Raw genomic sequence first — 24,737 nt, forward strand, 5'->3', positions numbered from 1 at the left:
CATTGATCAAGAGGAAAGGCTCCCACAGCGGGAGCCTTTCTTTTTTTGAAGCGGACCGGCGGGCTACGCTAGGCCGCCTTCCTCTGCTGCTGGTGCCTGCGCTCCGGCTTGCATTCGTATTTCATTTCACGGCGGCCGTCCTCGTAGGCCACTTCCAGTCGCACGGTGAATCCCCACAGCCGCGTCACGTGGCGGATCACTTCGTCGAAATTCGTCGCCAGCGGCCGACGCTCGTTCTGCAGGTGCCGCAGCGTCAGCGAGCGATCACCGCCCACATCCACGTTGGTCACCTGGATGTTGGGCTCCATGTTCGAGAGGTCGTACTGGTTGGCCAGCAACTGGCGGATCTGGCGATAGCCTTCATCGTCGTGGATCGCCGTCACACGCAGCTTGCCCTCGCGGTCATCGTCCAGCACCGAGAACAGCTTCAGCTCGCGGATCACGCGCGGTGACAGGAACTGCAGCAGGAAGCTTTCGTCCTTGAAGTTGCGCATGGCGAAGTCCAGCGTCTGGCGCCAGTCGCTGCCCGCGATCTCGGGCGCCCAGCGCCGATCCTCGTCGTCCGGGTTCTCGCACATGCGGCGCAAGTCCTGGAAGATCAGGAAGCCCAGCGTGTACGGATTCAGGCCGCTGTAATACGGGCTGTGGTACGGCGGCTGGTAGATCACGTTGGTATGTGCCTGCAGCAATTCAAGCATGAAGGCGTCGTTGACGAGTTTCTCCTCGTAGAGCTGGTGCAGGATCGTGTAGTGCCAGAACGTGGCCCAGCCTTCGTTCATGACCTTGGTCTGCCGCTGCGGATAGAAGTACTGCGCGATCTTGCGCACGATCCGTACGATCTCGCGTTGCCACGGCTGCAGCTTGGGCGCGTTCTTTTCGATGAAATACAGCAGGTTCTCCTGCGGCTCGGGCGGGAACGTAGCTTCGTACTCTGCTGCTTCCTCTTCCTCGCGCAGTGCATGCGGACGATGGCGCGGCAAGGTGCGCCAGAGATCGTTGACCTGCATCTGCAGGTAGTTCTCGCGCTCCTGCTGACGCGCCTGTTCTTCGACGATGGACAGTTTCTTGGGCCGCTTGTAGCGGTCCACGCCGTAGTTCTGCAGCGCGTGGCAGGAGTCGAGCAGCAGCTCCACCTCCTGCTCGCCGTAGCGTTGCTCGCACTCGGCCACGTAGTTCTTGGCGAACAACAGGTAGTCGATGATGGCGTCCGCGTTGGTCCAGGTGCGGAACAGGTAGTTGCCCTTGAAGAACGAGTTATGGCCGTAGCAGGCATGCGCAATGGTCAGCGCCTGCATCGGCATCGTGTTCTCCTCCATCAGGTACGCGATGCAGGGATTCGAGTTGATCACGATCTCGTAGGCCAGCCCCATGTAGCCGCGCTGGTAGCTGCGCTCCGAGGACAGGAAGTGCTTGCCGTAGGACCAGTGGTTGTATCCCACCGGCAGGCCGGCCGACGCGTAGGCGTCGAGCATCTGCTCGGCGGTGATGATCTCGATCTGGTTGGAATAGGTGTCCAGACCAAAATCGCCGGCGATGCGGGCAATTTCGCGGTCATAGCGCTGGATCAGCTCGAAGGTCCACTCCGAGCCCGTCGATAGATAGGCCATAGACATCCCCAGTGACGTGCCGGTACACGCCGGGTGCAGCGTACCGGCCTGCTGCCCTTGCTACCTGCCGGGCCACGCGGCCCGCTTCTGGAAGAGATCGTGCAACACGGGGTAGATCTCGTCGGCACCGATGATGCGCTGCATCGCAAAGTGCTCGAACTGGCTCTTCACCGTGAGGTATTCCTCCCAGAGATTCTGCGGCTCTTCCGAAGCCACTTCCACATACGCGTAGTACTGCACCAGTGGCAGGATCGATTCACGCAGCAGCCTGCCGCACAACTCCGAATCCCCCGCCCAGTTGTCGCCGTCCGATGCCTGGGCGCAGTAGATATTCCACTGGCTCGGCGGATAGCGGTCGTGAATCACTTCCACCATCAGCTTGAGCGCGCTCGACACCACCGTACCACCGGACTCCCGCGAATGGAAGAAGTCTTCCTCCTCCACCTCTTTCGCCACCGTGTGATGGCGGATGAACACCACGTCGATGCGCTCGTAATTCCGCTTAAGGAACAGGTAAAGCAGCATGAAGAACCGCTTGGCCAGGTCCTTCCGGCTTTCGTCCATCGAGCCGGAAACGTCCATCAGGCAGAACATCACCGCCTGCGCCTGGGGCCGCTTCTTCATGACGCGGTTGTTGTACCGCAGGTCGAGCTTCTCGATGAATGGAACACGGTCCACCTGCGCGCGCAGGTGGCGCATCTTCTCCATCAGCGCTTCTGCCTGCTCGGAATAGGGGCCTTCCCCTTCCTTCTCCAGCACCTCGTTGTACTCCGCCTCGAGGGCGTGCAGGCGTTTCAAATAGGGGCTCGACAACGCGATGCGTCGCCCAAGCGAGCTGCGCATGGTGCGCAGGATCGAGAGGTTCGATGGCGTGCCGTCGATGGAGAAGCCGGCGCGCACCTTGCGCACTTCGGCAATCTTGGCGAGGTGGCGCTTGGCAAGATCCGGCAGCGCCATGTCTTCGAAGAAGAAATTCAGGAAGTCTTCTCTCGATAGCGTGAAGACGAAATCATCCTCGCCCTCGCCGCTGTCACTGGCGCGCGACCCCGTGCCGCCGCTGCCCTGCTGCTGACGGTCAAAGCTGTCACCTCTGACAAACTTCTTGTTGCCGGGATGAATCCACTCCCGCTTGCCCCCCTGCCCGTGATGAAAAATCGGTTCCGAGATGTCCTTGACCGGAATGGACACCTGACCGCTTTGCTCGATGTCCATGATCTTCCGGCCGGACACCGCTTTCGCCACCGCCTGCCGGATCTGCTGCCGGTAGCGTTTGATGAAGCGCTGTTGATTGACGGCGCTCTTGTTGCCGCCGTTCTCGCGCCGATCGATGACCGTGCCCATAAGCCGTTCGCCCGCCTTGTTGGGGCGCTCCCATGAAAACAGCCATGAGAGCGCCGTGGATGAAGGACACCGCGTCCGTATGACTTACGACGACTTCCTGACGCGCAGATACCACTCCACCAAAAGCCGAACCTGCTTGGGCGTGTACCCCTTCTCGACCATGCGGTTGACAAAGTTTTCGTGCTTGTCCTGATCCTCGCGCGACGATTTGGCGTTGAACGAGATGACCGGGAGCAAGTCCTCCGTGGTGGAGAACATGCGCTTCTCGATCACCATCCGCAGCTTCTCGTAGCTGGTCCAGACCGGGTTCTTGCCACCATTGTTGGCCCGTGCCCGCAGCACGAAGTTGACGATCTCGTTGCGGAAGTCCTTCGGGTTCGAGATACCCGCCGGCTTCTCCACCTTCTCCAGTTCATCGTTCAGCGCGTTGCGGTCCAGGATTTCGCCAGTGTTCGGATCGCGATACTCCTGGTCCTGGATCCACAGGTCGGCAAACACCACGTAGCGGTCGAAGATGTTTTGCCCGTACTCGGAATACGACTCCAGGTAAGCCGTCTGGATTTCCTTGCCGATGAACTCCACATACGGCGTGGTCAGGTACTCCTTGATATACGACATCAGCTTGGCTTCCTGCTCCGGCGGGAACTGCTCGCGCTCGATCTGCTGTTCGAGCACATAGAGCAGGTGCACCGGATTGGCGGCCACCTCGGTATTGTCGAAGTTGAAGACCTTCGACAATACCTTGAACGCGAAGCGCGTGGACAAGCCATTCATGCCTTCGTCGATACCGGCGTAGTCGCGATACTCCTGATACGACTTCGCTTTCGGGTCCACGTCCTTGAGGCTTTCGCCGTCGTAGACGCGCATCTTCGAAAAGACATTCGAGTTCTCGGGTTCCTTGATCCGCGTGAGCACCGCGAACTGCGCCATCATCTTCAGCGTGTTCGGGGAGTTCGGCGCCGCCGACAGCGAACTGCTGCGCAGCAGCTTGTCGTAGATCTTGACCTCGTCAGATACGCGCAGGCAGTACGGCACCTTCACGATATAGATCCGGTCGAGGAATGCCTCGTTGTTCTTGTCGGACTTGAAGGTCTGCCATTCGGCCTCGTTCGAGTGCGCGAGGATCACGCCATCGAACGGAATTGCGCCGAAGCCTTCCGTGCCCTTGTAGTTGCCTTCCTGCGTGGCGGTCAGCAGCGGGTGCAGGACCTTGATCGGCGCCTTGAACATTTCCACGAACTCCAGCAGGCCGCGGTTGGCCAGGCAGAGTCCACCGGAGTACGAGTAGGCATCCGGATCGTCCTGCGGGAAATCTTCAAGCTTGCGGATATCCACCTTGCCTACCAGCGAGGAAATATCCTGGTTGTTCTCGTCGCCCGGCTCCGTCTTGGAGATGGCGATCTGCGCGAGCACCGAGGGGCGCAGCTTCACCACGCGGAACTTGGTGATGTCGCCGTTGAACTCGTGCAGCCGCTTGACGGCCCATGGTGAAGGAATGGTATTCAGGTAGCGCACCGGAATGCCGTAGTCCTCCTCCAGGATCTTGCCATCCTCCTCGGCGGAGAACAGGCCCAGCGGCGATTCGTGAATGGGCGATCCCTTCAGTGCGTAGATGGGAATCTCTTCCATCAGCACCTTGAGCTTCTCCGCCAGCGACGACTTGCCGCCGCCCGGAGGCCCGAGCAGATACAGGATCTGCTTGCGCTCTTCCAGGCCCTGCGCCGCGTGCTTGAAGAACGAGACGATCTGTTCGATCGTGTCCTCCATCCCGTAGAAGTCACGGAACGCGGGATAGACCCGGATGACCTTGTTGAAGAACAGTCGAGACAGGCGAGGATCGTGGTGGGTATCCACCAGTTCAGGCTGTCCGATTGCGGCGAGCATGCGTTCGGCGGCAGTCGCGTAGGCAGTAGGATCCTTCTTGCAGATCTCCAGATACTCCTGGATGCTGTATTCCTCTTCCTTGCGTGCTTCGAAGCGCGTGGCGTAGTGGCCAAAAATGTCCATACCTCACTCCCGTCAGAGTCCCACGTCCGAGGCGAAGGTAGTTCTACTCCCCTAAGACTTCGCGGCAATCTTGCGTTCCGCCACCCCGGCTTGGTGGAGTTGCCAAGTTGCGAAGTCTTTACTTCATCATAGTCAAATAACGGCGGATGTGAGTCTTGAGTTGACGCTTGTTGCGAGTGTTTCACTACGTTCGCAACGTCGTGACTGCGTACATCCCAATCGGGTTGCCTGCCATTTGCAACGCGCGCTTGTGACGTGCATCGCAGTGGAAAGAACACCCGCTATCTCGCACCACCGTGACGGGCCATTGACCATGCCTTGTGACACACATTACACCTTTCACGCGCTTCATGCACAGCGTGTTGTGTAACGATCGGGCAATTCCCGATACATCTGACAACCCTTGTCCGGCACGGTCCTACAGGCACTCCGTCTGCCATTCATCGTGCGCGAAGGATGCTGCGGCCGGTATCGTGCAAACGCATGAGCCGCAGCGGCATTCTCATATCGAATGACTGATTCTGTAGGGACATTTCGATAAGGAATGGATCAGCGTGATTCCATCGCCAATGCCATCATCGATGCGCAGTAGAACGGGCGTCCGAAACGGCATGCACCGCTTTTGCGATTCCTTGCGTTTTTTCCGCTGCGACGGCGCACCCTCCCGGTGCGCCGCGTGCGTGCAGGTGCGATCTCTGCGCAATGAGCAGAATGCGTGCCACGCGAAGATTGCTGCAATGCAGCGCGCGGCGTCCCACGCGCTGCCAGTCACCCGTTCAGATCGGGTCCCAGTTGATGACGTCGGGCGAACGGTCCAGCGCAAAGAAGCTGCTGCGCATGGCCGGCATGGCGATCTCCGCCACGGTCTCCGGCGTCCAGCCTTCGCTTGTATGCACGGAGCGCACGGGGCGCGGCTGGCTCATCAGCATGATCTCGTTGGCACGCACGGCAAAGATCTGGCCGTTGACTTCGCTGGCCGCATCGCTGGCCAGGAACACGGCAACCGGGGCAATCTTGCCGGCTTCCATCTTCTGCAGACGCTGCACACGGGCTTTTTCCTCGGGCGTTTCGGCCGGGATCGAACTCGTCATGCGGCTCCATGCGAACGGGGCGATGCAGTTGGAGCGCACATTGAAGCGCGCCATGTCGAGTGCAATGGATTTGGACAACGCCGCGATGCCGAGCTTGGCCGCCGAGTAATTGGCCTGCCCCAGGTTGCCGATCAGCCCCGACGTGGACGTCATATGCACGTAAGCGCCGCTTTCCTGATCCTTGAAATAGTTCGCTGCCGCGCGGCTGACAAAGAACGTGCCGTGCAAGTGAACGTCGATCACCGAGCGCCATTCTTCCTCGTTCATCTTGAAGAACATGCGGTCGCGCAGGTTGCCGGCGTTGTTGACCACCGCATCGATGCGCCCGAAGCTGTCCAGCGCGCACTGCACGATGGCGTTGGCGCCTGCCCACGTGGACACGCTGTCCGTGCTGGCCACCGCCTCACCACCCGCGGCGCGGATCTCGTCGACCACGCGCTGGGCCGGACCCGCATCGCCGCCCTCGCCGGTCATCGAGACACCCAGGTCATTGGCCACCACGCGCGCGCCGGCGGCTGCCATGCCCAGCGCAATGCCACGGCCGATGCCGCCGCCAGCGCCCGTCACGACCACTACCTTGCCTTCCATCATTCCACTCATCGCTGCCTCCTTGGCTGCCAGTTTTTCCGGGTGCGGGAGCGTACCCGTGTTATTGCCTAACGGGATACGATAAATTGGCGGCGACGTTTCCGGAATTCACAAATGACAAAAGCGGGCTTCGTGCCCGCTGAACCCATGCACTACGACCTGACCGATTTGCGCCTCTTCCTCAATGTGGGGGAGACCGAGAACCTGACCCGCGCTGCAGAACGCAGCTTCCTGTCGCTGCCCGCTGCCAGTTCGCGCATCAAGCAACTGGAAGAGGCGTTCCAGACCCAGCTGCTGATCCGCCAGGTCAAGGGTGTGCGGCTGACACCGGCTGGAGACGAACTGCTGCGCCATGCACGCGAGGTGTTCCGCCAGCTGGAATGCCTGCACTCCGACCTGCGCCCCTACGCCAAGGGTGTGAAGGGCCGCGTGCGGCTGCTGGCCAATACCACGGCAACGAACTCCTTCCTGGCCAACGCGCTGTCGCGTTTTCTCTCCGAGAACCCGGATGTCGATGTCGAACTGGAAGAGCACCTGTCCGCCGATATCGTCTCGGCCATCGGCGCCGGTGCGGCAGACCTGGGGATCGTGGCCGGAGAAGTGGCCACGGCAGACCTCGACACCATGCAGCTTTGCAGCGACGAGTTGATCGTCATCGCCCCGGTCAACCACCCGTTGCCCGCGTTCAAGGCGCTGCACTTTGCCGATCTGCTCGATACCTGCCGCTTTGTCGGGCTGAACCAGTCATCGGCGATCCAGTCGTTCCTGGACCGCATTGCCAGTGGTATGGGCAAGCGCATCAGCCTGCGCATCCAGGTAGGCAGCTTCGATGCGGTGTGCCGCATGGTGGAAGCTGGCGCAGGCATCGCCATCGTGCCGAATAGCTGCGCGCGCCGTTACGCAAGCCGCAAGGTGCTGCGCTTCATCAAGCTGGAAGACGACTGGGCGCGGCGCGAAATACGGCTTGTGCGCCGCCCCGGTCGAGAACTGCCACAATTTGCGGAGGCACTGATCAAGTACCTCGCCGCTGCTGCAACCGAACCTGTGTAACCTCGGACTTAGTCCGCCTTGACGCCGGCCTCCTTGATGATCGGCGACCACTTGTCGATCTCCGAAGCCAGCCACGTGCGCAACCCTTCCGGCGTCTGCTTGTCTTCCGGCACGATGACCGCACCGAGGTCCTTCATCCGCGCGGTCACGTTGGGGTCCTTTAGCGCGGCACGCAGTGCGCCGTTCAGCTTCTCGATCACGGCGGGCGGCGTGCCCTTGGGCGCGTAAATGCCGTGCCACACTTTCACCTCGAAGCCTTTCAGGCCGCCTTCGCGCAGCGTGGGCGTGTTGGGCAGCGCCGGAATCCGTTCCGCCGTGGTCACGCCATAGAGCTTCACCTTCTCGCTCTTGATATGCGGCAGCGTCTGCGTGGTCTGGTCGCACAGCACGTCCACCTGTCCGCCGAGCAGCGCGGTCATCGCAGGCGCGGTGCCTTGATACGGAATCGTCTGCAGTTCCACGCCGATGGCTTTCTGGAACAACATGCCGCACAGTTGCGACACCGCACCAAGGCCCGCATTCGCCAGGTTCACCTTGTTCTGGTTCTTCTGGATGTAGCTGACGAGCTCCGGCAGCGTGTTGGCTGGCAGATCGTGGCGACCCAGCAGGGTCATCGGCACATCGGCCACCTGCCCCACGAACGTGAAGTCGGTCAGCGGCTTGTAGGACAGCTTCGAGTACAGCGCCGGTGCCGTGGCCATGCCGTTGTGGTGAATCAGGATGGTGTACCCATCCGGTGCGGCCTTGGCGACGAACGCCGCCGAGATGGTGCCGCCTGCGCCCAGCCGGTTCTCCACCACCACGCTCTGCCCGAGCGATTTCGACATCGCCGCCGCCACCGAACGCGCGACGACATCGGTGGGACCGCCTGCGGCAAAGGGCACCACCATCGCGATCGGGCGCGACGGGTATGGGTCCGCAGCCAGCGCGTGGGCGGACGCGAATGCAGTCACGGCGAACAGGGCAAGCAAGCGCGCCTGCTGCGGCAATGGGTTCATCGGTAGTCTCCTGTCGAATCTGTTTATGTTGTGTGGTCTCGATGCGGGCATCGGTCGATGTGCAGCCTGCGGCCATTCGTCCCGCCCCACAATTCGGATTTGCAGAAGGCTGGACACGGCGGCAGAAAAGCCACGGGATAACCCTAGCCCGCAGAGGTGCCGCTACTCGCCAACCTAAGCCCCGACAAAAGCCGTGCTTCGGCAAATGCGAATGTTTCGGCGCGATGGCCTCGGGAATAATGGCCCTCATCGATCAGCCCCGACACGGACATTGCCATGCATGCTGCACAGGACCAAGACCAGATTTACCCGGAAATCCGCGAAGCCGTTCGCGATCTCTGCCAGGGATTCGACTCCGCCTACTGGCAGCGCATCGAGGAAAAGAGCGACTTCCCCGAAGAATTCGTGCAGGCGCTGACGCACGCCGGCTGGCTCTCCGCGCTGATTCCCGAGGAATTCGGAGGTTCCGGGCTGCCGCTGACCGCGGCCTCGGTGATCATGGAAGAGATCAACCGTAACGGCGGCAACTCCGGCGCCTGCCACGGCCAGATGTACGTCATGGGCTGCCTGCTGCGCCATGGCTCCGACGTGCAGAAACAACGCTGGCTGCCCGGCATCGCTTCCGGCGAACTGCGCATGCAGTCGATGGCCGTGACCGAGCCGACCACCGGCACCGACACCACCAAGCTCAAGACCACCGCCGTGCGCAAAGGCGACAAGTACGTGATCAACGGCCAGAAGGTGTGGATCTCGCGCGTGCAGCACTCGGACCTGATGTTGTTGCTGGCGCGCACCACGCCGCTTGACCAGGTGAAGAAGAAATCGGAAGGGCTATCGGTGTTCGTGGTGGATCTGCGCGAAGCCATCGGCAACGGCCTCACGGTCCAGCCGATCCGCAACATGGTCAATCACGAGACCAACGAACTGTTCTTCGACAACCTCGAAATTCCCGCCGCGAACTTGATCGGCGAGGAAGGCAAGGGGCTCAAGTACATCCTCGACGGCCTGAACGCCGAGCGCATCCTGATTGCCGCCGAATGCATTGGCGATGGCTACTGGTTCGTGGAACGTGCCAGCGGCTATGCACGCGAACGTATCGTGTTCGATCGTCCCATTGGCCAGAACCAGGGCGTGCAGTTCCCGATCGCACGTTCGTTCGTCAACGTGGAAGCCGCCAGCCTGATGCGCTACAAGGCTGCGCAACTGTTCGACGCCGGCAAAGCCTGCGGCAAGGAAGCCAATATGGCCAAGCTGCTGGCCGCCGATGCCTCGTGGGAAGCCGCGAACGTCTGCCTGCAGACGCATGGCGGCTTCGGCTTCGCCTCCGAATACGACATCGAGCGCAAGTTCCGGGAGACGCGCCTGTATCAAGTGGCACCGATCTCCACCAACCTGATCCTGTCTTATGTGGCCGAGCACGTGCTCGAACTGCCGCGTTCGTTCTGACCCGAGACATTCGCACCTACGCACACTCGCTCATGCCCAACGACAACACGTATCCCACCCGGCAACTCTGCGCGTTCCTCGCGGACCTGAAACTCGCCGATGTGCCCGCGCCGGTAGTGGAACGCACCAAGGACCTGTTCCTCGACTGGATGGCATCGGCCATCGCTGGCAAGGACGCACCCGCCGTGCGCCGCATTCAGGAATTCGCCGCAGCCATGGGCCCCGGCACCGGTGACGCCGAAGTGCTGGTGGACCGCCGCCGCACCTCGCCCTACTTCGCCGCGTTGATCAACGGGGCATCGTCGCACGTGGTGGAACAGGACGACGTGCACAACGGCTCGGTGCTGCATCCCGCCGCCGTGGTATTCCCGGCGGTGATGGCCGCCGCGCAAGCCGAAGGCAAGACTGGTGCGGACGTTCTGCTCGCATCCATCGCCGGCTATGAGGCGGGCATCCGCATCGGCGAGTTCATGGGACGCTCGCACTATCGCATCTTCCACACCACCGGCACGGTCGGCACGCTGGCCGCCGCCGCCGCCGTGGCCAAACTGTTCGGACTCGACGCCGAAGGCATCAACCAGGCGCTCGGCTCGGCCGGCACGCAGGCTTCCGGCCTGTGGGAATTCCTGCGCGATGCCGCCGACTCCAAGCAACTGCACACGGCCAAGGCCGCTGCCGATGGCCTGCAGTCGGCCTGGCTCGCACGTGCTGGTTTCACAGGCGCGAAGCAGATTCTCGAAGGTCCGCAGGGCATGGCCGCTGGCATGTCGAGCGATGCCAACCCTGCTGCACTGACCGATGGACTCGGTACGCGCTGGGCCACCGCAGAAACCTCGTTCAAGTTCTTCGCATCGTGCCGCCACACGCACCCCGCTGCCGATGCGCTCAAGGCACTGATGCTGCGCGAGAACCTGCGCGCCGAACAGATCGAAGCGGTGACCACGCACGTTCACCAGGGCGCCATCGACGTGCTGGGCCCCGTGGTCAATCCATCGACCATCCATCAGGCCAAGTTCTCGATGGGTACGGTGCTTGGCCTCGTGGCCGTCCATGCGCATGCCGGGCTCGGAGAATTCGAGGACCATGCGCTGCACGATGCACGCATCGCCGCCTTCCGCGAGAAAGTGACGATGGAACTCGACGACGAAATCAACGCTGCATATCCGCGCCAGTGGATTGGGCGCGTCACGGTGCGCACCACCGATGGCCGCACGCTGGGCGCACGTGTCGATGTGCCGAAGGGAGACCCCGACAACACGCTGTCGCGCCCGGAACTCGAAGCCAAGGCCATCCAGCTTGGCGCATTCCGCCACGGCGCCACCGAGGCCGAGATGCGCACGATCATCGCGCGCGTCTGGGATCTGGACCGCGCGCCGAACGTCAACAACTGGCTGCCTGCCGCACGCTGAGGACTTGCCCGTGACCACGCTCGAACACTTGCGCGAATGGATCGGCCGTTCGGAATCGCGCACCGAAACACTGGCGCTGGAGCCCGTGCTGGCGCTGGCCGCCACGTTCGATCTCGATGGCGATGCCATCGCCAGCCAGCCGCTGCCGCCGCTCTGGCACTGGCTCTATTTCCTGCCGCGCGCCCCGCAGCACACGCTGGGCAGCGACGGACATCCCACGCTGGGCGGTTTCATGCCGCCCGTGCCGCTGCCGCGCCGCATGTGGGCCGGTGGCGAACTGTCGTTCCATCGCGGCCTGCGCGTGGGCGACACGGTGACCAAGACCTCGACGATCACCGATGTCCAGCACAAGTCCGGGCGCACGGGCGAGTTGTGGTTCGTCACCGTGGATCATGTACTGAGCGTGGATGGCGACGTGGCATTGAAGGAGCGCCATGACATCGTCTATCGTGCGATGCCCGAGGTCGGCCAGCCGCAACCGCCGCGTCCGCGTCTGGCGCAGGATGCGCAATTTGGCCGCGCACTGCAGGCCGATCCGGTGATGCTGTTCCGCTTCTCGGCGCTGACATTCAACGCCCATCGCATCCACTATGACCTCGACTATGTGCGCGACGTGGAAGGCTATCCGGGCCTGATCGTGCATGGCCCGTTGCAGGCCATGCTGACGCTTGAACTGCTGCGTGCGGAGCGTCCCGAGGCACAGGTGAAGCGTTTCGGCTTCCGTGGCCTGGCGCCACTGTTCCATCAGGACACCGTGACAGTCGGCGGCCGGGATGATCCCGAAACCGCCGGTCGTGTGCAGCTATGGACTGGCGACGATGCCGGCGGGCAGGCCATGACCGCCTGGGCCGAAGTCGAACGCTAGGCGCGAACCATCTTTTCAGTAGGGCAGCTTGTTGACGGCATTGATGAACAACACGCCACCGTTGCCGCCCTCCTTGCTGCTGAACTTGATCTGCTGCTGGCCAGCGGGGCCGCGAATGCAGAACGCGATGTGTTCCGCGCCCTGCGAAAGCGCCTCGTTGACCAGCTTGCTCACGTCGAACGCACGGTATGCCTGTGTATTGTTCAGGTTGCTGGTGACACTGGTGCCGCTGCAGGTTGGCGCGTTGGCGCCATTGATCGTGGTCTCGCTCCAGTCCGTTGCCACGCGATAGACGGTGAACGTCTGCGTGGTGGTATCGGTCATGTTTCCTCCAAACATCATCAGCATGTAGGCCGGTTTGAAATCAGGCGGCAGCGTTTGCGCGCCTTTCGGAATACCGACCTTGAGATAGCTGCGCGATTCCGGCGTGCTTCCCGACGTCTGCTGCGCGTACAGGGCCGCATTGGTCCCATAGTTGGTCGTATCGGCGGCGCGCACGGTGGCATCCTCGGCAATCTTGAGATACGAGTACGCCATCAGATGGTTGCAACTGATGCCCTTGTTCAGGCAGAACTCCGCCATGAAACTCGCCGCATCCGGACGCCATCCCATGAAGAAATCTCCGTGCGCGGTGTAGAGCGATCCCCACAACTGCTTCACGACATTGCCCGCCGAATCGAGTTGAGGATCAAGCGACAACTGCACATTGGTCAGGTCCGTGATCTGCCCGAGGTTGTAGGCGATGTTCATGTTCGCATCGGGCAGACGCACCGGATATCCAGCCGGACAATTCCCCGCACTGTCGGGTGCCACCGCATTGTCGTAGGTGCCCATCGTGGGTGACAGGGTCTTGCCATCCCAGCATGTCGGGAAGTGCATGCCGATATTGAGTTGCGTACCGTTGGTGGGGTCGGGCTTGCAGTTGGTGGGAATCGAGTTCGTGTAGTTGCCCCCGGTGCAGAGGAACGAGATGCGCGAATTCGGCGTGGTGCCATGATGGTCGCCCACCATCAGCTTGATGCCTTGCGGATACGGTTGCACCGGGAAATGATTCGGCGATGGCACAGCCTGATTGGTGTAGTAGGTCTTCTGGTAGACCGGCGGAACCACCGTGCCATCGGGCAAGCGCAGCGAAGGCGCCCAGTAGGCCGTGCCATCGGCCGCGTTCTCGCACGTGGTGCCCGGCACTTTTTGCAGGACCTCCGCCGTGGTGTAGGCGTTCGTCGTCGTGTTGCCGAAGAAGTCATGCTGCATGGCGACGCCGGGACGGGCCGGCATGACGATAGGGTCGTCCGGCAGCCGGTGCGAGTACAGGCATACGATGGCGTAGCTGCCTGCGGCCTGGGTAACTCCTGGTGGCTTCGGCTTCGTCTGGGTACAACCCGGCAGGCTCAGCGAAGCGCCCAGGATACAGATCCACATCTTGATCATGATGGTCCCTCTCTTGGCGTGACTATCACGCGGGACCATGCTGTGGCGGGGCCGGGCGCGGCACAATGGAACATCGTGTTCCATCGCGCCGCCCGCCGTGGATCACGGCATCAGATCACCAGTTCGATCAGGAACGGACCCTTGCGCTGGTTGGCGGAAGCGAACAGGTCGTTGAATGCATCCATGGTATCGGCGCGCGCCGCTTCCACGCCCATGCCGTTGGCCATCTTGACCCAGTCCAGGTCCGGATTGCCGATGTCGAGCATATCGAGCGCGGTCTTGCCGGGATTGGCACCCACGCCAGCCAGTTCGCCCAAGAGGATCGCGTACTTGCGGTTAGCCAGCAGCACGATGGTCACGTCGAGCTTCTCGCGCGCCATGGTCCACAGCGACTGCAGCGTGTACATGCCCGAACCATCGGCCTGCAACGCCACCACGCGACGATCCGGTGCCGCGATGGCTGCGCCCGTCGCCAGCGGCAGGCCCGCGCCAATCGCCCCGCCCGTCAGTTGCAGCCAGTCATGCGGTGCGGCGTGTACGGTGCCCGGATAGAACGCGCGGCCGAAGCTCACGCTCTCTTCCACGACTACGGCTTGTTCGGGCAGCAGCGCGGTCAGCGATTGCGCGACGGCTTCCGAGGTGATGGCGCCACGTGCCGCTTCCACGCGAGCCGCAGGCGCGGCCGATGGCAGCGTTGCGCTGCGTGCGCCCAGTTCATCGGCCAGCCGCGCCACGGCCTCGCCGAGATCCTCCTCGGGACGCGCCAGCACATGGATGTTTGCATCTTCCGGGAACGGACGCGGCGACTTGCCCGGATAGGCGAAGAACGTCACCGGCGTGGTGGCGCCCACCAGGATCACGTTGCGGATACCAGCGAGTTTCTGGCGCGCCGCATCGCCCGAGTACGGAATGCGATCGATCGCCAGACGACCCTGCCCGCGCGTGACGCGCGAGTTCGACATCGGCGTGATGAGACGTGCATCGGTGGCAGCGGCAATGCGATGCGCATCGGCCAGCACGCCTTCGCGCAATGCACTGCCAGCCAGCACGATCAGCGCGGGCTGACCGCTACGCAAAATGCGCGCGGCGTTCTGCACGGCATCGGGCGATACCTTCGGCACCGGCAGCGCGGGCAGCGGCGCGGCCACCTTTCCACCTTCATCCCAGCACACGTCCGATGGCAGGATCAAACTGGCCACGCCACCCGGCGCGCCCATCGCGGCCTGCACGGCCACGGCGGCATCGGCGCCCACCGACGCGGCGTGCGTGGCAGTGCGCGTCCAGACCGAGACCGGACGGGCCCAGCCTTCGGTATCGGCAGTGAGCGGCGCATCGAACGGACGGTGATACGTAGCCTGATCGCCAATGATGTTGACGATGGGCGTCTGCGCACGGCGCGCGTTATGCAGGTTGGCCAGGCCGTTGGCCAGGCCGGGTCCGCAGTGCAGCAGCGTGGCTGCGGGCTTCTCGGCCATGCGCGCATAACCATCGGCCGCACCGGTCACCACACCTTCGAACAGGCCGAGCACGCAGCGCATGCCGGGAATGCGGTCGAGTGCCGCCACGAAGTGCATTTCGCTGGTGCCGGGGTTGGCGAAGCAGGTATCCACGCCGCTGGCGAGCAGCGTCTTGACCAGGCTTTCCGCGCCATTCATCGATTCTTGTGTCTCCATCTCGGGTTCCGTTCAGGTTGCGGTTGTCAGGAATGGGGGGCGAGCAAGTCGAAATCCAGACAGACATACTCGGTAGGAAATTCGATGCGTGCGTAGTAGACGATCACATCGTCCACGCACGCAAAGCGGCGCAACTCGGCCACGGGCGCACCCACGGCCAGTTCCAGCGCGGCGGCCGACGCTGCACCGGCCGGCACGATCGACATGCGCTGCCGGGCCGCGTTGACCTGGAGTTCGGGAAAGCGATCGAGCACCGGCACCGAGGCACCCTGCCGGAACGCTTCCGGCTCGCGCGCAAAGACGTCCGCCGCGATGTAGACCTCGCCCACGGCAAACGGGCGGCCATCGAGCCGATGTGCGCGCTTCAGGAAGTGATAGGCATCGGCGCGCCGGCCATCGCAGGGCATGCCGAGATCGTCGGGCAGCGCCACATCGGCAGTGGATTCGACCATGGCCTCGGTAGAGAGCTGGTCGCCCACGGCCACGGCCTGGTCCCAACTGACGGGCAGTGCCATCTGGCGGCGCGCGCGCCCGGCAGTCTTCACGAACGTGCCCCGGCCACGCGAGCGCGCCACGAGCCCTTCGGCATCGAGCTGCGAAATCGCGTGGTGCATGGTCATGCGCGCCACGCCGTACTGGCGGCACAGCGCTTCGAGCGACGGAATCTGCTCGCCGGGGCGCCAGGCCCCGCTTTCGATCTGGCGTCGGAAGATGGTCGCGAGCTGCAAGTAGACAGGCTCGCGGCTGCGTGAGAGAAGGTCGGCGGTGTCCGGCATCGGGAAAGGAAAAGCCGTGCGTGTGACATCACGCACGGCAGGTCGATACCGGACTGTATTAAAAGTCTAGGTGACTAGACTACTAGGGTTTACGCAATGTTCTGGCTTCAGGCCATGGCCAGTGCCGATGGGAAGGCGGGACTCTCCGACGCCGGCACTGCAGGCGCAGCCGTCGGCTCGCAACACAAACCCGCCGCCACGGCGCCGCGCACTGATTCCGCAACGGCCTGCTTGCGACGCCAGGCCGAGCGCTTCTTCGAGGCAATCTCCGCGATATCGCGCACGGGCTGGCTGACGGGCAGTTCAAGATTGCCGTCATGGGTCGGTACGCTGTGGTATTCGCTCCAGAATGCTTCATAGTCGCACTGGATCTCGCGTGGCGTGTTGCGCTGGCGGCCAACATGGTTGGCCCGCGAGACCGCCACGATGCGCCGCGCGCCGATATGGCCGGCCAGCGCCAGCAGGCCCTCCATCACCACATCCTTGGGACGCAAACCCTCGCAAGCCTTGGTGGAAGCACGAATCCACTCACGGCTGGCTTCGCTCTTCGGTCCCTGCAGTCCGCCGACGAAGACGTCGGGGCCCATCGCCCCGAAGCGCAGGAAGAAGCTCAGTTGCGTGAGGCTGGCGCCGGTCTCGTTGTCGATCCAGTAGAAGGCCAGCTCGCCTTCCTTCGGATTCGGGCCGGCATCGGCAAGCCGCAGCGTGTAGCGGCCATCCGCAAACGGCCACTCCACACCGCCCCGCAGACAAATGCGCTCGCAAGTCTCCACGGGCAATGCGGCATGCATGACAGCGTAGTGCTCCTGCACCAGCCGCGCGCGCTCCCCGAAACCCAACCCCAGCGCGCCCAGTGGACGGTAGGGTTTTTCGAGCAGCAACGGGCGAGCCGCCACCACGCGCTGCAGCAGCGCGCACGAAGCCACGGCACGCAGCCACGGCTGCGCGGCACTCGAGCGCATGGCCGACATCGCCAGCCACTTCAGCCGGCGCGACATCCACTTCCGGCTGCCTGCCGGATAACACGCGGCCGATACGGCCAACATGGTGCCGAGATACCGCAAATACCGGCCCGGCGACGCAAACAGGTGATTCTCCGCCTGGGCCTTGAACAGCCCCTGCACACGCGAAACAGGTCCTTCCACGACAACGCTCCCCTTCTGGCGCGCCGGTCCGTACGTTGCGGTGCCGTGCGCGCAGCTTCAACCCTGATGTCCTTTGACGCCGCTGCGGACATGCGCAGGGCGGGCGGCCAGCCTGTCGGTTTTTGAGTTCGTGGGGTGCAGGTCCGGCTCGTAATATTCCGTAACGTACTGAAATATTCCTGCGTTGACGTAGAAATCAGGTTTCCACAAAAAGACTTGGGCAAGATGTCCGGCGTGAATGCGGGCAGACAAAGAAAGCGGCAAAGCCGAAGCCTTGCCGCTTTTTTTGCGCGGGGTTCACACGCCAGTCACGCTGGCGTGATCGGGTTTACCACCGGTGCAGGTTACCAGCGCGTATCGCGCTCCCACGCCTTCATTTCATCCTCGACCTGCTCCTTGGTGTATCCGTAACGCTCCTGGATACGCCCAGCCAGTTGGTCACGCTTGCCGTTGATGACGGTGATGTCGTCGTCGGTCAGCTTGCCCCACTTTTCCTTGACCTTGCCCTTGGCCTGGTCCCACTTGCCCTCGATCTGATCCCAGTTCATATGCGGCTCCTTGTTTGAGTAGCGCGGCCGCTCCGGGCGGCCGCAGGTTGCTCGGGAGTCGACGTATGTCGACCGATGAAGCGGATTACTTGGCGTACTTGGCCTTCACGTTGGCCTGGCACTTGTCCTTGGCATCGCCGGACATGGCATCGCACTTTTCCTTGTCGGCCTTGTAGGCGGCATCAACGGTGTCCTTGCGGGCATCGGCGCGCGTTTCCGCCACGTCAGTGCTCGTACCCGTCGCGGCGGCCTTCTCGACCTTGGCCGCGCCCAGGGCGCGTTCGTGCGAAGCCTTGGCTTCCTTCACGCAAACGTCCTTGTCGTTGCCCTTCTTGTCGTCGCACATTTCCTTGGACACGTCGTAGTCACGATCGGCCTTGGTCTTCATCGCCTTGGCGTGGGCCTTGTCCGTGCCGTCTCGCTTGGCCTCGGCATTGGCCTTGGCTACGTCGCGGTCGCGCTTGGCTTCGGCCTTGCAGATGTCCTTGGCATTGCCGGACTGGGCATCGCAGCGCGAACCCGCAGCCTTGTAGTCGGCGTCGGCCTGCTTGACCGCTGCGTCGTAATCAGCCTTTGACCCGGCCTGGGCGTAGGCAAAGCCGGCCGGTGCGGCCACCATCATCGAACACACCGCGGCGGTCAGCCACTTCTTGGCAAACGTCTTTGCAATCATGTCGTGCTCCTTTTTCAGAGTGGATGTTCTGGGCCACGCATCGCTTTCCTGGAGGGGTCATGCTGCGTGGCCGTGCTGTAACTGCAATGTATGTTTTGCCGCCCGCCCGAAGCAGAAGACCGCTGCTGAAACATCCGTAAGACAATTCCCACAACAGCATTTGGACGCACATGGCCTCTCGCAACCCTGCCCGGAAACGACGATGCGGCGCCCCCTCCGCTTGACGAAAGCCTCTCGCCATGGATATTCTTTTTATGAACTTATCGTTCATTTTTGAACATACATAAATCGAGTCGGAAAGAGGAGCGCCCCATGTTTTCAGGAAAGATTGGTATCAACGGTGCCGGCATCGGCGGGTTGGCTGCGGCCATCGCCATGCGCCGCCTCGGCATGGATGTAGTGGTGTTCGAGCAGGCGGCGCGCTTTGCGCGGGTTGGCGCCGACATCAACCTGACACCCAACGCCGTGCGCGCCCTCGATGGGCTTGGCATTGGCGAGGCGCTCCGCGACACCGCTGCAAGGCCCACGCATCGCATCAGCCGCACCTGGGATTCCGGCGAGGAAACCTCGCGCCTGCCGATGTCCGACGAGGCCGAGCGCCGCTACGGCGCACCGCAACTGACCATGCACCGGGGTGACCTGATGTCTGCGCTGGAAGCTGCCGTGCCAGCGGCCAACGTGAAGCTCGGCCACAAGGCCACCGCGATCACGGCACGAGATCAAGGCGCCACGCTCACGTTTGCCGATGGCAGCCAGCAGGACGTTGACGTGCTGATCGGGGCCGATGGCATCCACTCGGTGGTGCGCCGCGCGCTGCTCGGCGACGAGCATCCCATCTTCACTGGCGTAGTGGCCTACCGCGCCGTGGTGCCCGCCGAGAAGCTGGCCGGCGTGCCGAACATCGGCGCGTTCACGAAGTGGTGGGGGCCGGAATCCACCAGCCAGATCGTGACCTTTCCGCTGAACCGAGGCCGTGAGATCTTCGTCTTCGCCACCGTGGCACAAGATAGCTGGCGCAACGAGTCGTGGACCACGCCGGGCCGCGTCGAAGACCTGCGCGCCGCCTATGCCGGATTTCATCCCGATGCACGCGCCTTGCTCGATGCCTGCGACGACGTGCTGATCTCCGCGCTGTACGTGCGCGATCCGCTGCCGTCGTGGTCGTCCGGCCATATCGCGCTGATGGGCGACGCCTGCCACCCGATGATGCCGTTCATGGCACAGGGCGCGGGCATGGCCATCGAGGATGGCGTGGTGCTGGCGCGCTGCCTGGCCGAAGCCACCACGGACACCGTACCTGCCGCACTGGCCCGCTATCAGGCCGCGCGCCACGAACGCACCAGCCGCATCCAGATTGGCTCGCGCGGCAACGAGTGGCTCAAGGCCGGCGGCAATGCCGACTGGGTGTACGATTACAACGCCTGGACCGCGCCGCTTCAGTAAGCGTCCAGGTCCCTCCTGAGTGAACTCCCCTGACTGCCCGTTTGCGAATGCCGAAGCCCAAGCCGCTGCCCGAACCTGACGTTGCCGATCCGGACGCCGACGATGGCGCAAACCCGCAGTTGGTATCCCCCGTCATCCGGGGCATGCGCCTGCTGCGCTTTATCGCCGAGGGCGGCTCCACGGCCAACCTCAGCGAAGTGGGCCGGCGCATCGACGTGAACCGCGTCACGGTGATGCGGCTGCTCGCCACGCTCGAACACGAGGGCATGGTCGAGCGGCTGCCGCAGGGCGGGCATACCGTGGGTTTTTCTTTCCTGAAGCTCGCGTCACGCGCGCTGGCGGCCAACGACCTCACGTCGTTTGCACGGCGCATCCTCGCGCGACTAAGCGAATCGCTGCAGCTATCGGCCTACCTCGCCGTACCCGATGGCGGCCACGTTCTTTATCTACTGCGCGAGATGCCCAACACCGGGCTCGTCAGCAATATCCAGGTAGGCAGCCGCGTGCCAGCCCATCTGACCACGCCGGGGCGCATGCTGATCGCCCATCTGTCGCCGGAAGAACTGCGCGAGCGCCTTGGTCCCGATCCCCTGCCCACCGTCACGGGGCAGAGCGCGGGCACCCATCGGCGCCTTGCCGAAATCCTGGCCGCCGACCACGAACGCGGCTGCGCGTGGAGTTTCTCGGCCTTCGAGCCGGGCATCGACTCCTGCGCGGCGCCAGTGCGTGACGCACAAGGCAACATCATCGCCGCGATCAGCGTGGCGGGGCCGCAGCAACGGTTCGAAGCCGATGGCGCGCTGCGCGAGCGGGCCGAGAAAGAGGTAAAGGCTGCGGCGAAGGATTTGTCGGCGTTGATGGGGTAGTGCGGCAGGGCGCGGACAGCTTGTCGCAAAAATGTAATGGTGTGGCGCGGAAGGCTCGCTATAATGCAACCCTGTTGCAATAAGCCCGCCCTATTTCCGCTCGCCCCCATTCATGTCCGGACGCCGTTTCACGCCTGCTTTCCTGTTTGCCGCCACCGCTTTTGCCAACGCCGCCGACGACCAGACCCTCCCTGAAGTTTCCGTGCGCGGCCATGCGCCAGCCCCCTATGCCACGGGCGCCACGCGCACCGAGACGCCATTGCGCGAAGTGCCGCTCTCGGTACAGGTCGTATCGCGCGCACTGATCGACGACATCGCGGCCACGCGACTCGATGACACCTTTGACTACGTGAGCGGCGTGGCGCGTCAAGGTAACTACGGCGGACTCTGGGACAACTTCTCGATCCGTGGTTTCACCGGCAACGAGAACACCGGCGCGGGATACCTGGTCAACGGCTTCGCGGCCAATCGCGGTTTTACCGCGCCGCGCGACACCGCCACCATCGAGCGCGTGGAAGTGCTCAAAGGGCCAGCCTCGTCGGTCTACGGCAGCGGCGACCCCGGTGGCGTGATCAATGTCGTCACCAAGCAACCGCAATTCAAGCCGTCACAAACGTATGGCTTCGAGGTTGGCACGCGCGACAAGTACCGGGTCTCGGCAGATGTCACGGGCGCCCTCTCCGACAACGTGGCGGGCCGCCTGGTTGCCGTGGCCGACCACGAAGGCAGCACGCGCGATTTCGTGAACAGTCGCCGCTTCCTGCTGGCGCCCTCGTTCACCTGGGCGCTCGGCGCCAATACGGTGATCCAGTATGCGGGCGAGATCCAGCGCTATACCGTGCCGCTGGACCGGGGCGTGGTGGCCGTGAACGGCCGGCTCGGCGCCGTGCCGCGCTCGCGCTTCCTGGGCGAGCCGAACGATGGCGACATCCGCCTCGACAGCCAGTCGCACCAACTCTCCGTCGAGCATGATTTCTCCGATACGTGGAAGGGCCGCGTCGCCGTGGCCTATCGCGGCGGTTCGCTCGAAGGCTACTCCACTGAAGCGACCGCGCTGCAGGCCGATGGCCGCACGCTGACCCGCCAGCGGCGCTATCGCGACTTCCAGTCCGACGATGTCTCCCTGCAGGCCGATATCGCGGGCAAGTTCAACACGGGCGCCATCGGCCACGAGGTGCTGCTGGGCGTGGATACCTACCGCTTCGGCGTGTCGCAAGTCATGCTGCGCCGCAACCCCACCGCCGCTGCGCCGTACGCCATCGACATCTACGATCCGGTCTACGGACAGACCCCGCCCACGCTGCTGCCCAACACCAATACCTACGAGCGCCAGACCAACGTCGGCCTCTATGCGCAAGACCAGTTGCGGCTGGGCGAGCGCTGGCGCGTGCTGGCCGGCGCGCGCTTCGACATCTACAACCAGTCGCTCGACAATCGACTCTCCGGCGCCAGCACCAGCCAGCACCAGACTGCCGTCTCGCCACGGCTGGGTGTGACCTACCTCGCCACGCCGACGGTTTCGTTGTTCGCCAACGCAGGCAAGTCGTTCCGTCCGAACCCGGGCAGCGATGCCAATGCCAATGCGTTCTCGCCCGAGCATGGCCGCGCCGTGGAAGCCGGTGCCAAGTACGAAAGCCCGGACCATCGCACCACTGCCACGCTGGCCGTGTTCGAGATCCGCAAGCGCAATGTGCTGACCACCGATCCGTCGAACCCCTCGTTCCTGCGCGCAGCCGGCGAAGCGCGCAGCCGGGGCGTGGAACTCGACGTGGCTGGCCGCATCGGCACCCACTGGCGCGTGACCGGCAACTTCGCTTACACCGATGCCGAAGTCACACAGGACACCCGGCTGGCCGCCGGCACGCCGCTGGCCAACGTACCGCGCACCAGCGGCAGCCTGATGGCGATCTTCGAGGACCAGGCGCCCATCGGCCAGCGCTATGGCCTGGGCGCCGGGGTGCGCTACGTGGGCACGCGCGGCGGCGACGCGCAGGACAGCTTCTCGCTGCCCGCCTACACGCTGGCGGACGCCTTTGCCTACTGGCAATACAGCAAGACCGTGCGCGTGGCGCTCAACGTCGACAACCTGTTCGACCGCACCTACTACGCCAGCGCCGCCAGCAATGTCTGGATCATGCCGGGCGCCGGACGCACGGTGCGGCTCGGCCTGCAACTGAGCTATTGACCGTGGCAAAGGTTCTCTCTTCACAACGGCGCCGGTTGCTGCTGGCTGCCGGGGCAGCCGCTGCAGCGCCTGCGCTGCCGCTGATGGCACACACTTCCGCACCCGCATCGACGGAAACCGGCGAGCGCGCCGTGCGCGTGATCGGCCCATGGGAATTGTCCTCGCTCGATCCGTTGCGCAACGGTTACCTGTTCTCGCGCATGCAGGTTACGGAGACACTTGTCGATTTCGATGCGGATGGACTGCCAACGCCCGCCCTCGCCGCGCGATGGCAGCTATCGGCCGATCAACTGACATGGCGCTTCACGCTGCAGCCCGGCGCGCGCTTTCACGATGGCACACCGGTGCGTCCCGCGCATGTGGTGGCGGCACTCGAACGCGCTCGCCATGCGGCGGGGATGCTGCGCGTGGCGCCGATCGCAGACATCGGTGCGGAGCCCGACGGCATCCGCATCGTACTGACGCGCCCCTTCACACCGCTGCTCGCCCTGCTCTCGCACAGCAGCGCGCAGGTGCTGGCGCCCGCCTCGTTCGCTCCCGATGGCAATGTACGCGCGATCATCGGCTCCGGTCCCTATCGCATCGTCGATCTCGAGCCGCCACAGCGTTTTTCGATTGCCGCGTTCGATGGCTGGCGCGGCATGGCCCCGGCAATACGGCGCGCCTCGTACCTGTCCGTGGGCCGCGCCGAGATGCGCGCGCTGATGGCCGAGGGCGGACAGGCGGAACTTGCCTACGGGCTTGACCCCGGCAGCATCGCGCGGCTGGCGACGAGTCCCAACGTGCGCCTGCACGCAGTGACCATTCCGCGCACGACGGCGCTCAAGGTCAACGCCGGCCATCCGTTTCTTGCCGATGTCGCAGTGCGCCGCGCGTTGTCGCTCGCCATCGACCGGCGCGGCATTGCCACGGCCATCCTCCGTGATCCGGCGCTGGCGGCCACGCAACTGTTTCCGCCGTCGCTGACAGGCTGGCATGACGATGCACTGCCGCCGCTGCACTTCGACCGCGCCACCGCGCGCGCCCTGCTCGCCCAGTCGGGCTGGCAACCGGGCGCCGATGGCATCCTGCGTCGCGGCGATGCACGCTTCGCGATCACGCTGCGCACCTTCCCGGATCGACCCGAGTTGCCCGTCATCGCCACGGCACTTCAGGAGCAGTTCCGGCAGGTGGGTATCGCGATGCGCGTGGCCGTTGGCAACTCGGGCGATATCCCGTTCGCGCATCGCGACGGCTCGCTCGACATCGGCCTGATGTCGCGCAACTACGGCGTGGTGCCCGATGCATTCGGCACCGTTTCGCAAGACTTTCCGCCGAACGGGAACAAGGGAGGTGACTGGGGCGCGATGGGCTGGGCCGATCCGGCTGTGACCCGCGCGCTGGCCGCACTGCCATCCACTCCCGCTGACGCGGACGGTGGCCAACTGCGCGGCCGGCTGCGTCGCCAGATCGCCGCCACGCTGCAGCGCGACCTGCCGCTGATCCCCGTGGTCTGGTATCGCCAAACCCTGGCGGCCTCGCCCAGGCTCGGTGGCGTCTCGATCGATCCGTTCGAACGCAGCTACCGGCTGACACAAATGCACTGGCATTCATGA

19 protein-coding genes are annotated in these 24,737 nt (G+C 63.7%); 8 read left to right on the top strand and 11 right to left on the bottom strand.

All coding sequences use genetic code 11. The features are described from left to right. Positions 1-68: 68 nt before the first annotated feature. The 4 genes from ABDB81_RS21900 to ABDB81_RS21915 form a co-directional block, all read right to left on the bottom strand. A complete protein-coding gene (locus tag ABDB81_RS21900) occupies positions 69-1,607 on the bottom strand; it encodes a SpoVR family protein (protein ID WP_137926334.1) in 1,539 nt (512 codons plus the stop codon). A gap of 60 nt (positions 1,608-1,667) precedes the next feature. Then, entirely contained in the window at positions 1,668-2,948 is a 1,281-nt protein-coding gene (locus tag ABDB81_RS21905; protein WP_137926333.1) for a YeaH/YhbH family protein, read from the bottom strand. A gap of 84 nt (positions 2,949-3,032) precedes the next feature. Next, on the bottom strand, positions 3,033-4,955 hold the full coding sequence (locus ABDB81_RS21910; protein ID WP_137926332.1) for a PrkA family serine protein kinase: 1,923 nt from the start codon (positions 4,953-4,955) through the stop codon (positions 3,033-3,035). A gap of 776 nt (positions 4,956-5,731) precedes the next feature. After that, positions 5,732-6,646, bottom strand: a complete 915-nt coding sequence (locus ABDB81_RS21915) for an SDR family NAD(P)-dependent oxidoreductase (protein ID WP_137926331.1) — start codon at positions 6,644-6,646, stop codon at positions 5,732-5,734. A gap of 135 nt (positions 6,647-6,781) precedes the next feature. Between ABDB81_RS21915 and ABDB81_RS21920 the strand changes: the two genes are divergently transcribed. After that, the gene (locus ABDB81_RS21920; RefSeq protein ID WP_137926357.1) at positions 6,782-7,684 is read left to right on the top strand and encodes a LysR substrate-binding domain-containing protein; all 903 of its coding nucleotides are present in this window, start codon (positions 6,782-6,784) and stop codon (positions 7,682-7,684) included. 8 nt (positions 7,685-7,692) lie between these two features. On the opposite strand, the gene ABDB81_RS21925 is transcribed toward ABDB81_RS21920, so the two are convergent. Continuing rightward, the gene (locus tag ABDB81_RS21925) at positions 7,693-8,682 is read right to left on the bottom strand and encodes a tripartite tricarboxylate transporter substrate-binding protein (RefSeq protein WP_202126855.1); all 990 of its coding nucleotides are present in this window, start codon (positions 8,680-8,682) and stop codon (positions 7,693-7,695) included. Between the two features lie 276 nt (positions 8,683-8,958). Between ABDB81_RS21925 and ABDB81_RS21930 the strand changes: the two genes are divergently transcribed. Genes ABDB81_RS21930 through ABDB81_RS21940 form a run of 3 tightly spaced genes read left to right on the top strand, consistent with a single transcriptional unit; the run spans position 8,959 to position 12,402 of the window. Continuing rightward, on the top strand, positions 8,959-10,128 hold the full coding sequence (locus ABDB81_RS21930; RefSeq protein ID WP_137926330.1) for an acyl-CoA dehydrogenase family protein: 1,170 nt from the start codon (positions 8,959-8,961) through the stop codon (positions 10,126-10,128). Positions 10,129-10,160: 32 nt separating this feature from the next. Continuing rightward, entirely contained in the window at positions 10,161-11,537 is a 1,377-nt protein-coding gene (locus tag ABDB81_RS21935; RefSeq protein ID WP_160474132.1) for an MmgE/PrpD family protein, read from the top strand. A gap of 4 nt (positions 11,538-11,541) precedes the next feature. Further along, positions 11,542-12,402 (top strand): MaoC family dehydratase N-terminal domain-containing protein, encoded by an 861-nt coding sequence (locus tag ABDB81_RS21940; RefSeq protein WP_346813578.1) that lies wholly within the window; start codon positions 11,542-11,544, stop codon positions 12,400-12,402. A 15-nt stretch (positions 12,403-12,417) separates the two neighbouring features. Here ABDB81_RS21940 and ABDB81_RS21945 read toward each other — a convergent pair whose 3' ends face one another. The 6 genes from ABDB81_RS21945 to ABDB81_RS21970 form a co-directional block, all read right to left on the bottom strand. Further along, positions 12,418-13,833: a DUF1996 domain-containing protein gene (locus ABDB81_RS21945; RefSeq protein WP_346813579.1), complete on the bottom strand. Its 1,416-nt coding sequence runs from the start codon at positions 13,831-13,833 to the stop codon at positions 12,418-12,420. A gap of 110 nt (positions 13,834-13,943) precedes the next feature. After that, entirely contained in the window at positions 13,944-15,488 is a 1,545-nt protein-coding gene (locus tag ABDB81_RS21950; protein WP_346813606.1) for an acetolactate synthase large subunit, read from the bottom strand. Between the two features lie 44 nt (positions 15,489-15,532). Then, positions 15,533-16,282 (bottom strand): GntR family transcriptional regulator, encoded by a 750-nt coding sequence (locus ABDB81_RS21955; RefSeq protein ID WP_137926354.1) that lies wholly within the window; start codon positions 16,280-16,282, stop codon positions 15,533-15,535. 107 nt (positions 16,283-16,389) lie between these two features. Continuing rightward, the gene (locus ABDB81_RS21960; RefSeq protein WP_137926326.1) at positions 16,390-17,427 is read right to left on the bottom strand and encodes a VirK/YbjX family protein; all 1,038 of its coding nucleotides are present in this window, start codon (positions 17,425-17,427) and stop codon (positions 16,390-16,392) included. Positions 17,428-17,771: 344 nt separating this feature from the next. Next, positions 17,772-17,975, bottom strand: a complete 204-nt coding sequence (locus ABDB81_RS21965) for a CsbD family protein (protein ID WP_137926325.1) — start codon at positions 17,973-17,975, stop codon at positions 17,772-17,774. 85 nt (positions 17,976-18,060) lie between these two features. Then, a complete protein-coding gene (locus ABDB81_RS21970) occupies positions 18,061-18,648 on the bottom strand; it encodes a hypothetical protein (RefSeq protein WP_137926324.1) in 588 nt (195 codons plus the stop codon). 312 nt (positions 18,649-18,960) lie between these two features. Here ABDB81_RS21970 and ABDB81_RS21975 point away from each other — a divergent pair, with 312 nt between their 5' ends. From ABDB81_RS21975 to ABDB81_RS21990, 4 genes are all read left to right on the top strand, one after another. After that, entirely contained in the window at positions 18,961-20,091 is a 1,131-nt protein-coding gene (locus ABDB81_RS21975; protein WP_346813580.1) for an FAD-dependent monooxygenase, read from the top strand. Between the two features lie 47 nt (positions 20,092-20,138). Next, positions 20,139-20,957, top strand: a complete 819-nt coding sequence (locus ABDB81_RS21980) for an IclR family transcriptional regulator (protein WP_137926322.1) — start codon at positions 20,139-20,141, stop codon at positions 20,955-20,957. A gap of 112 nt (positions 20,958-21,069) precedes the next feature. Beyond that, positions 21,070-23,142, top strand: coding sequence for a TonB-dependent siderophore receptor (locus tag ABDB81_RS21985; RefSeq protein ID WP_346813581.1), 2,073 nt, complete (start codon positions 21,070-21,072; stop codon positions 23,140-23,142). A gap of 2 nt (positions 23,143-23,144) precedes the next feature. Beyond that, on the top strand, positions 23,145-24,737 hold the full coding sequence (locus ABDB81_RS21990) for an ABC transporter substrate-binding protein (protein WP_346813582.1): 1,593 nt from the start codon (positions 23,145-23,147) through the stop codon (positions 24,735-24,737).

Origin of the sequence: Cupriavidus sp. DL-D2 (genome assembly GCF_039710735.1) — a bacterium.
In the GTDB taxonomy this organism is placed as follows: Bacteria; Pseudomonadota; Gammaproteobacteria; order Burkholderiales; family Burkholderiaceae; genus Cupriavidus.

Coding starts and splice junctions, on each gene's coding strand:
- ABDB81_RS21900 (WP_137926334.1), bottom strand. CDS start 1,607: ATGGCCTATCTATCGACGGGCTCGGAGTGGACCTTCGAGCTGATCCAG.
- ABDB81_RS21905 (WP_137926333.1), bottom strand. CDS start 2,948: ATGGGCACGGTCATCGATCGGCGCGAGAACGGCGGCAACAAGAGCGCC.
- ABDB81_RS21910 (WP_137926332.1), bottom strand. CDS start 4,955: ATGGACATTTTTGGCCACTACGCCACGCGCTTCGAAGCACGCAAGGAA.
- ABDB81_RS21915 (WP_137926331.1), bottom strand. CDS start 6,646: ATGAGTGGAATGATGGAAGGCAAGGTAGTGGTCGTGACGGGCGCTGGC.
- ABDB81_RS21920 (WP_137926357.1), top strand. CDS start 6,782: ATGCACTACGACCTGACCGATTTGCGCCTCTTCCTCAATGTGGGGGAG.
- ABDB81_RS21925 (WP_202126855.1), bottom strand. CDS start 8,682: ATGAACCCATTGCCGCAGCAGGCGCGCTTGCTTGCCCTGTTCGCCGTG.
- ABDB81_RS21930 (WP_137926330.1), top strand. CDS start 8,959: ATGCATGCTGCACAGGACCAAGACCAGATTTACCCGGAAATCCGCGAA.
- ABDB81_RS21935 (WP_160474132.1), top strand. CDS start 10,161: ATGCCCAACGACAACACGTATCCCACCCGGCAACTCTGCGCGTTCCTC.
- ABDB81_RS21945 (WP_346813579.1), bottom strand. CDS start 13,833: ATGATCAAGATGTGGATCTGTATCCTGGGCGCTTCGCTGAGCCTGCCG.
- ABDB81_RS21950 (WP_346813606.1), bottom strand. CDS start 15,488: ATGAATGGCGCGGAAAGCCTGGTCAAGACGCTGCTCGCCAGCGGCGTG.
- ABDB81_RS21955 (WP_137926354.1), bottom strand. CDS start 16,282: ATGCCGGACACCGCCGACCTTCTCTCACGCAGCCGCGAGCCTGTCTAC.
- ABDB81_RS21965 (WP_137926325.1), bottom strand. CDS start 17,975: ATGAACTGGGATCAGATCGAGGGCAAGTGGGACCAGGCCAAGGGCAAG.
- ABDB81_RS21970 (WP_137926324.1), bottom strand. CDS start 18,648: ATGATTGCAAAGACGTTTGCCAAGAAGTGGCTGACCGCCGCGGTGTGT.
- ABDB81_RS21975 (WP_346813580.1), top strand. CDS start 18,961: ATGTTTTCAGGAAAGATTGGTATCAACGGTGCCGGCATCGGCGGGTTG.
- ABDB81_RS21980 (WP_137926322.1), top strand. CDS start 20,139: ATGCCGAAGCCCAAGCCGCTGCCCGAACCTGACGTTGCCGATCCGGAC.
- ABDB81_RS21985 (WP_346813581.1), top strand. CDS start 21,070: ATGTCCGGACGCCGTTTCACGCCTGCTTTCCTGTTTGCCGCCACCGCT.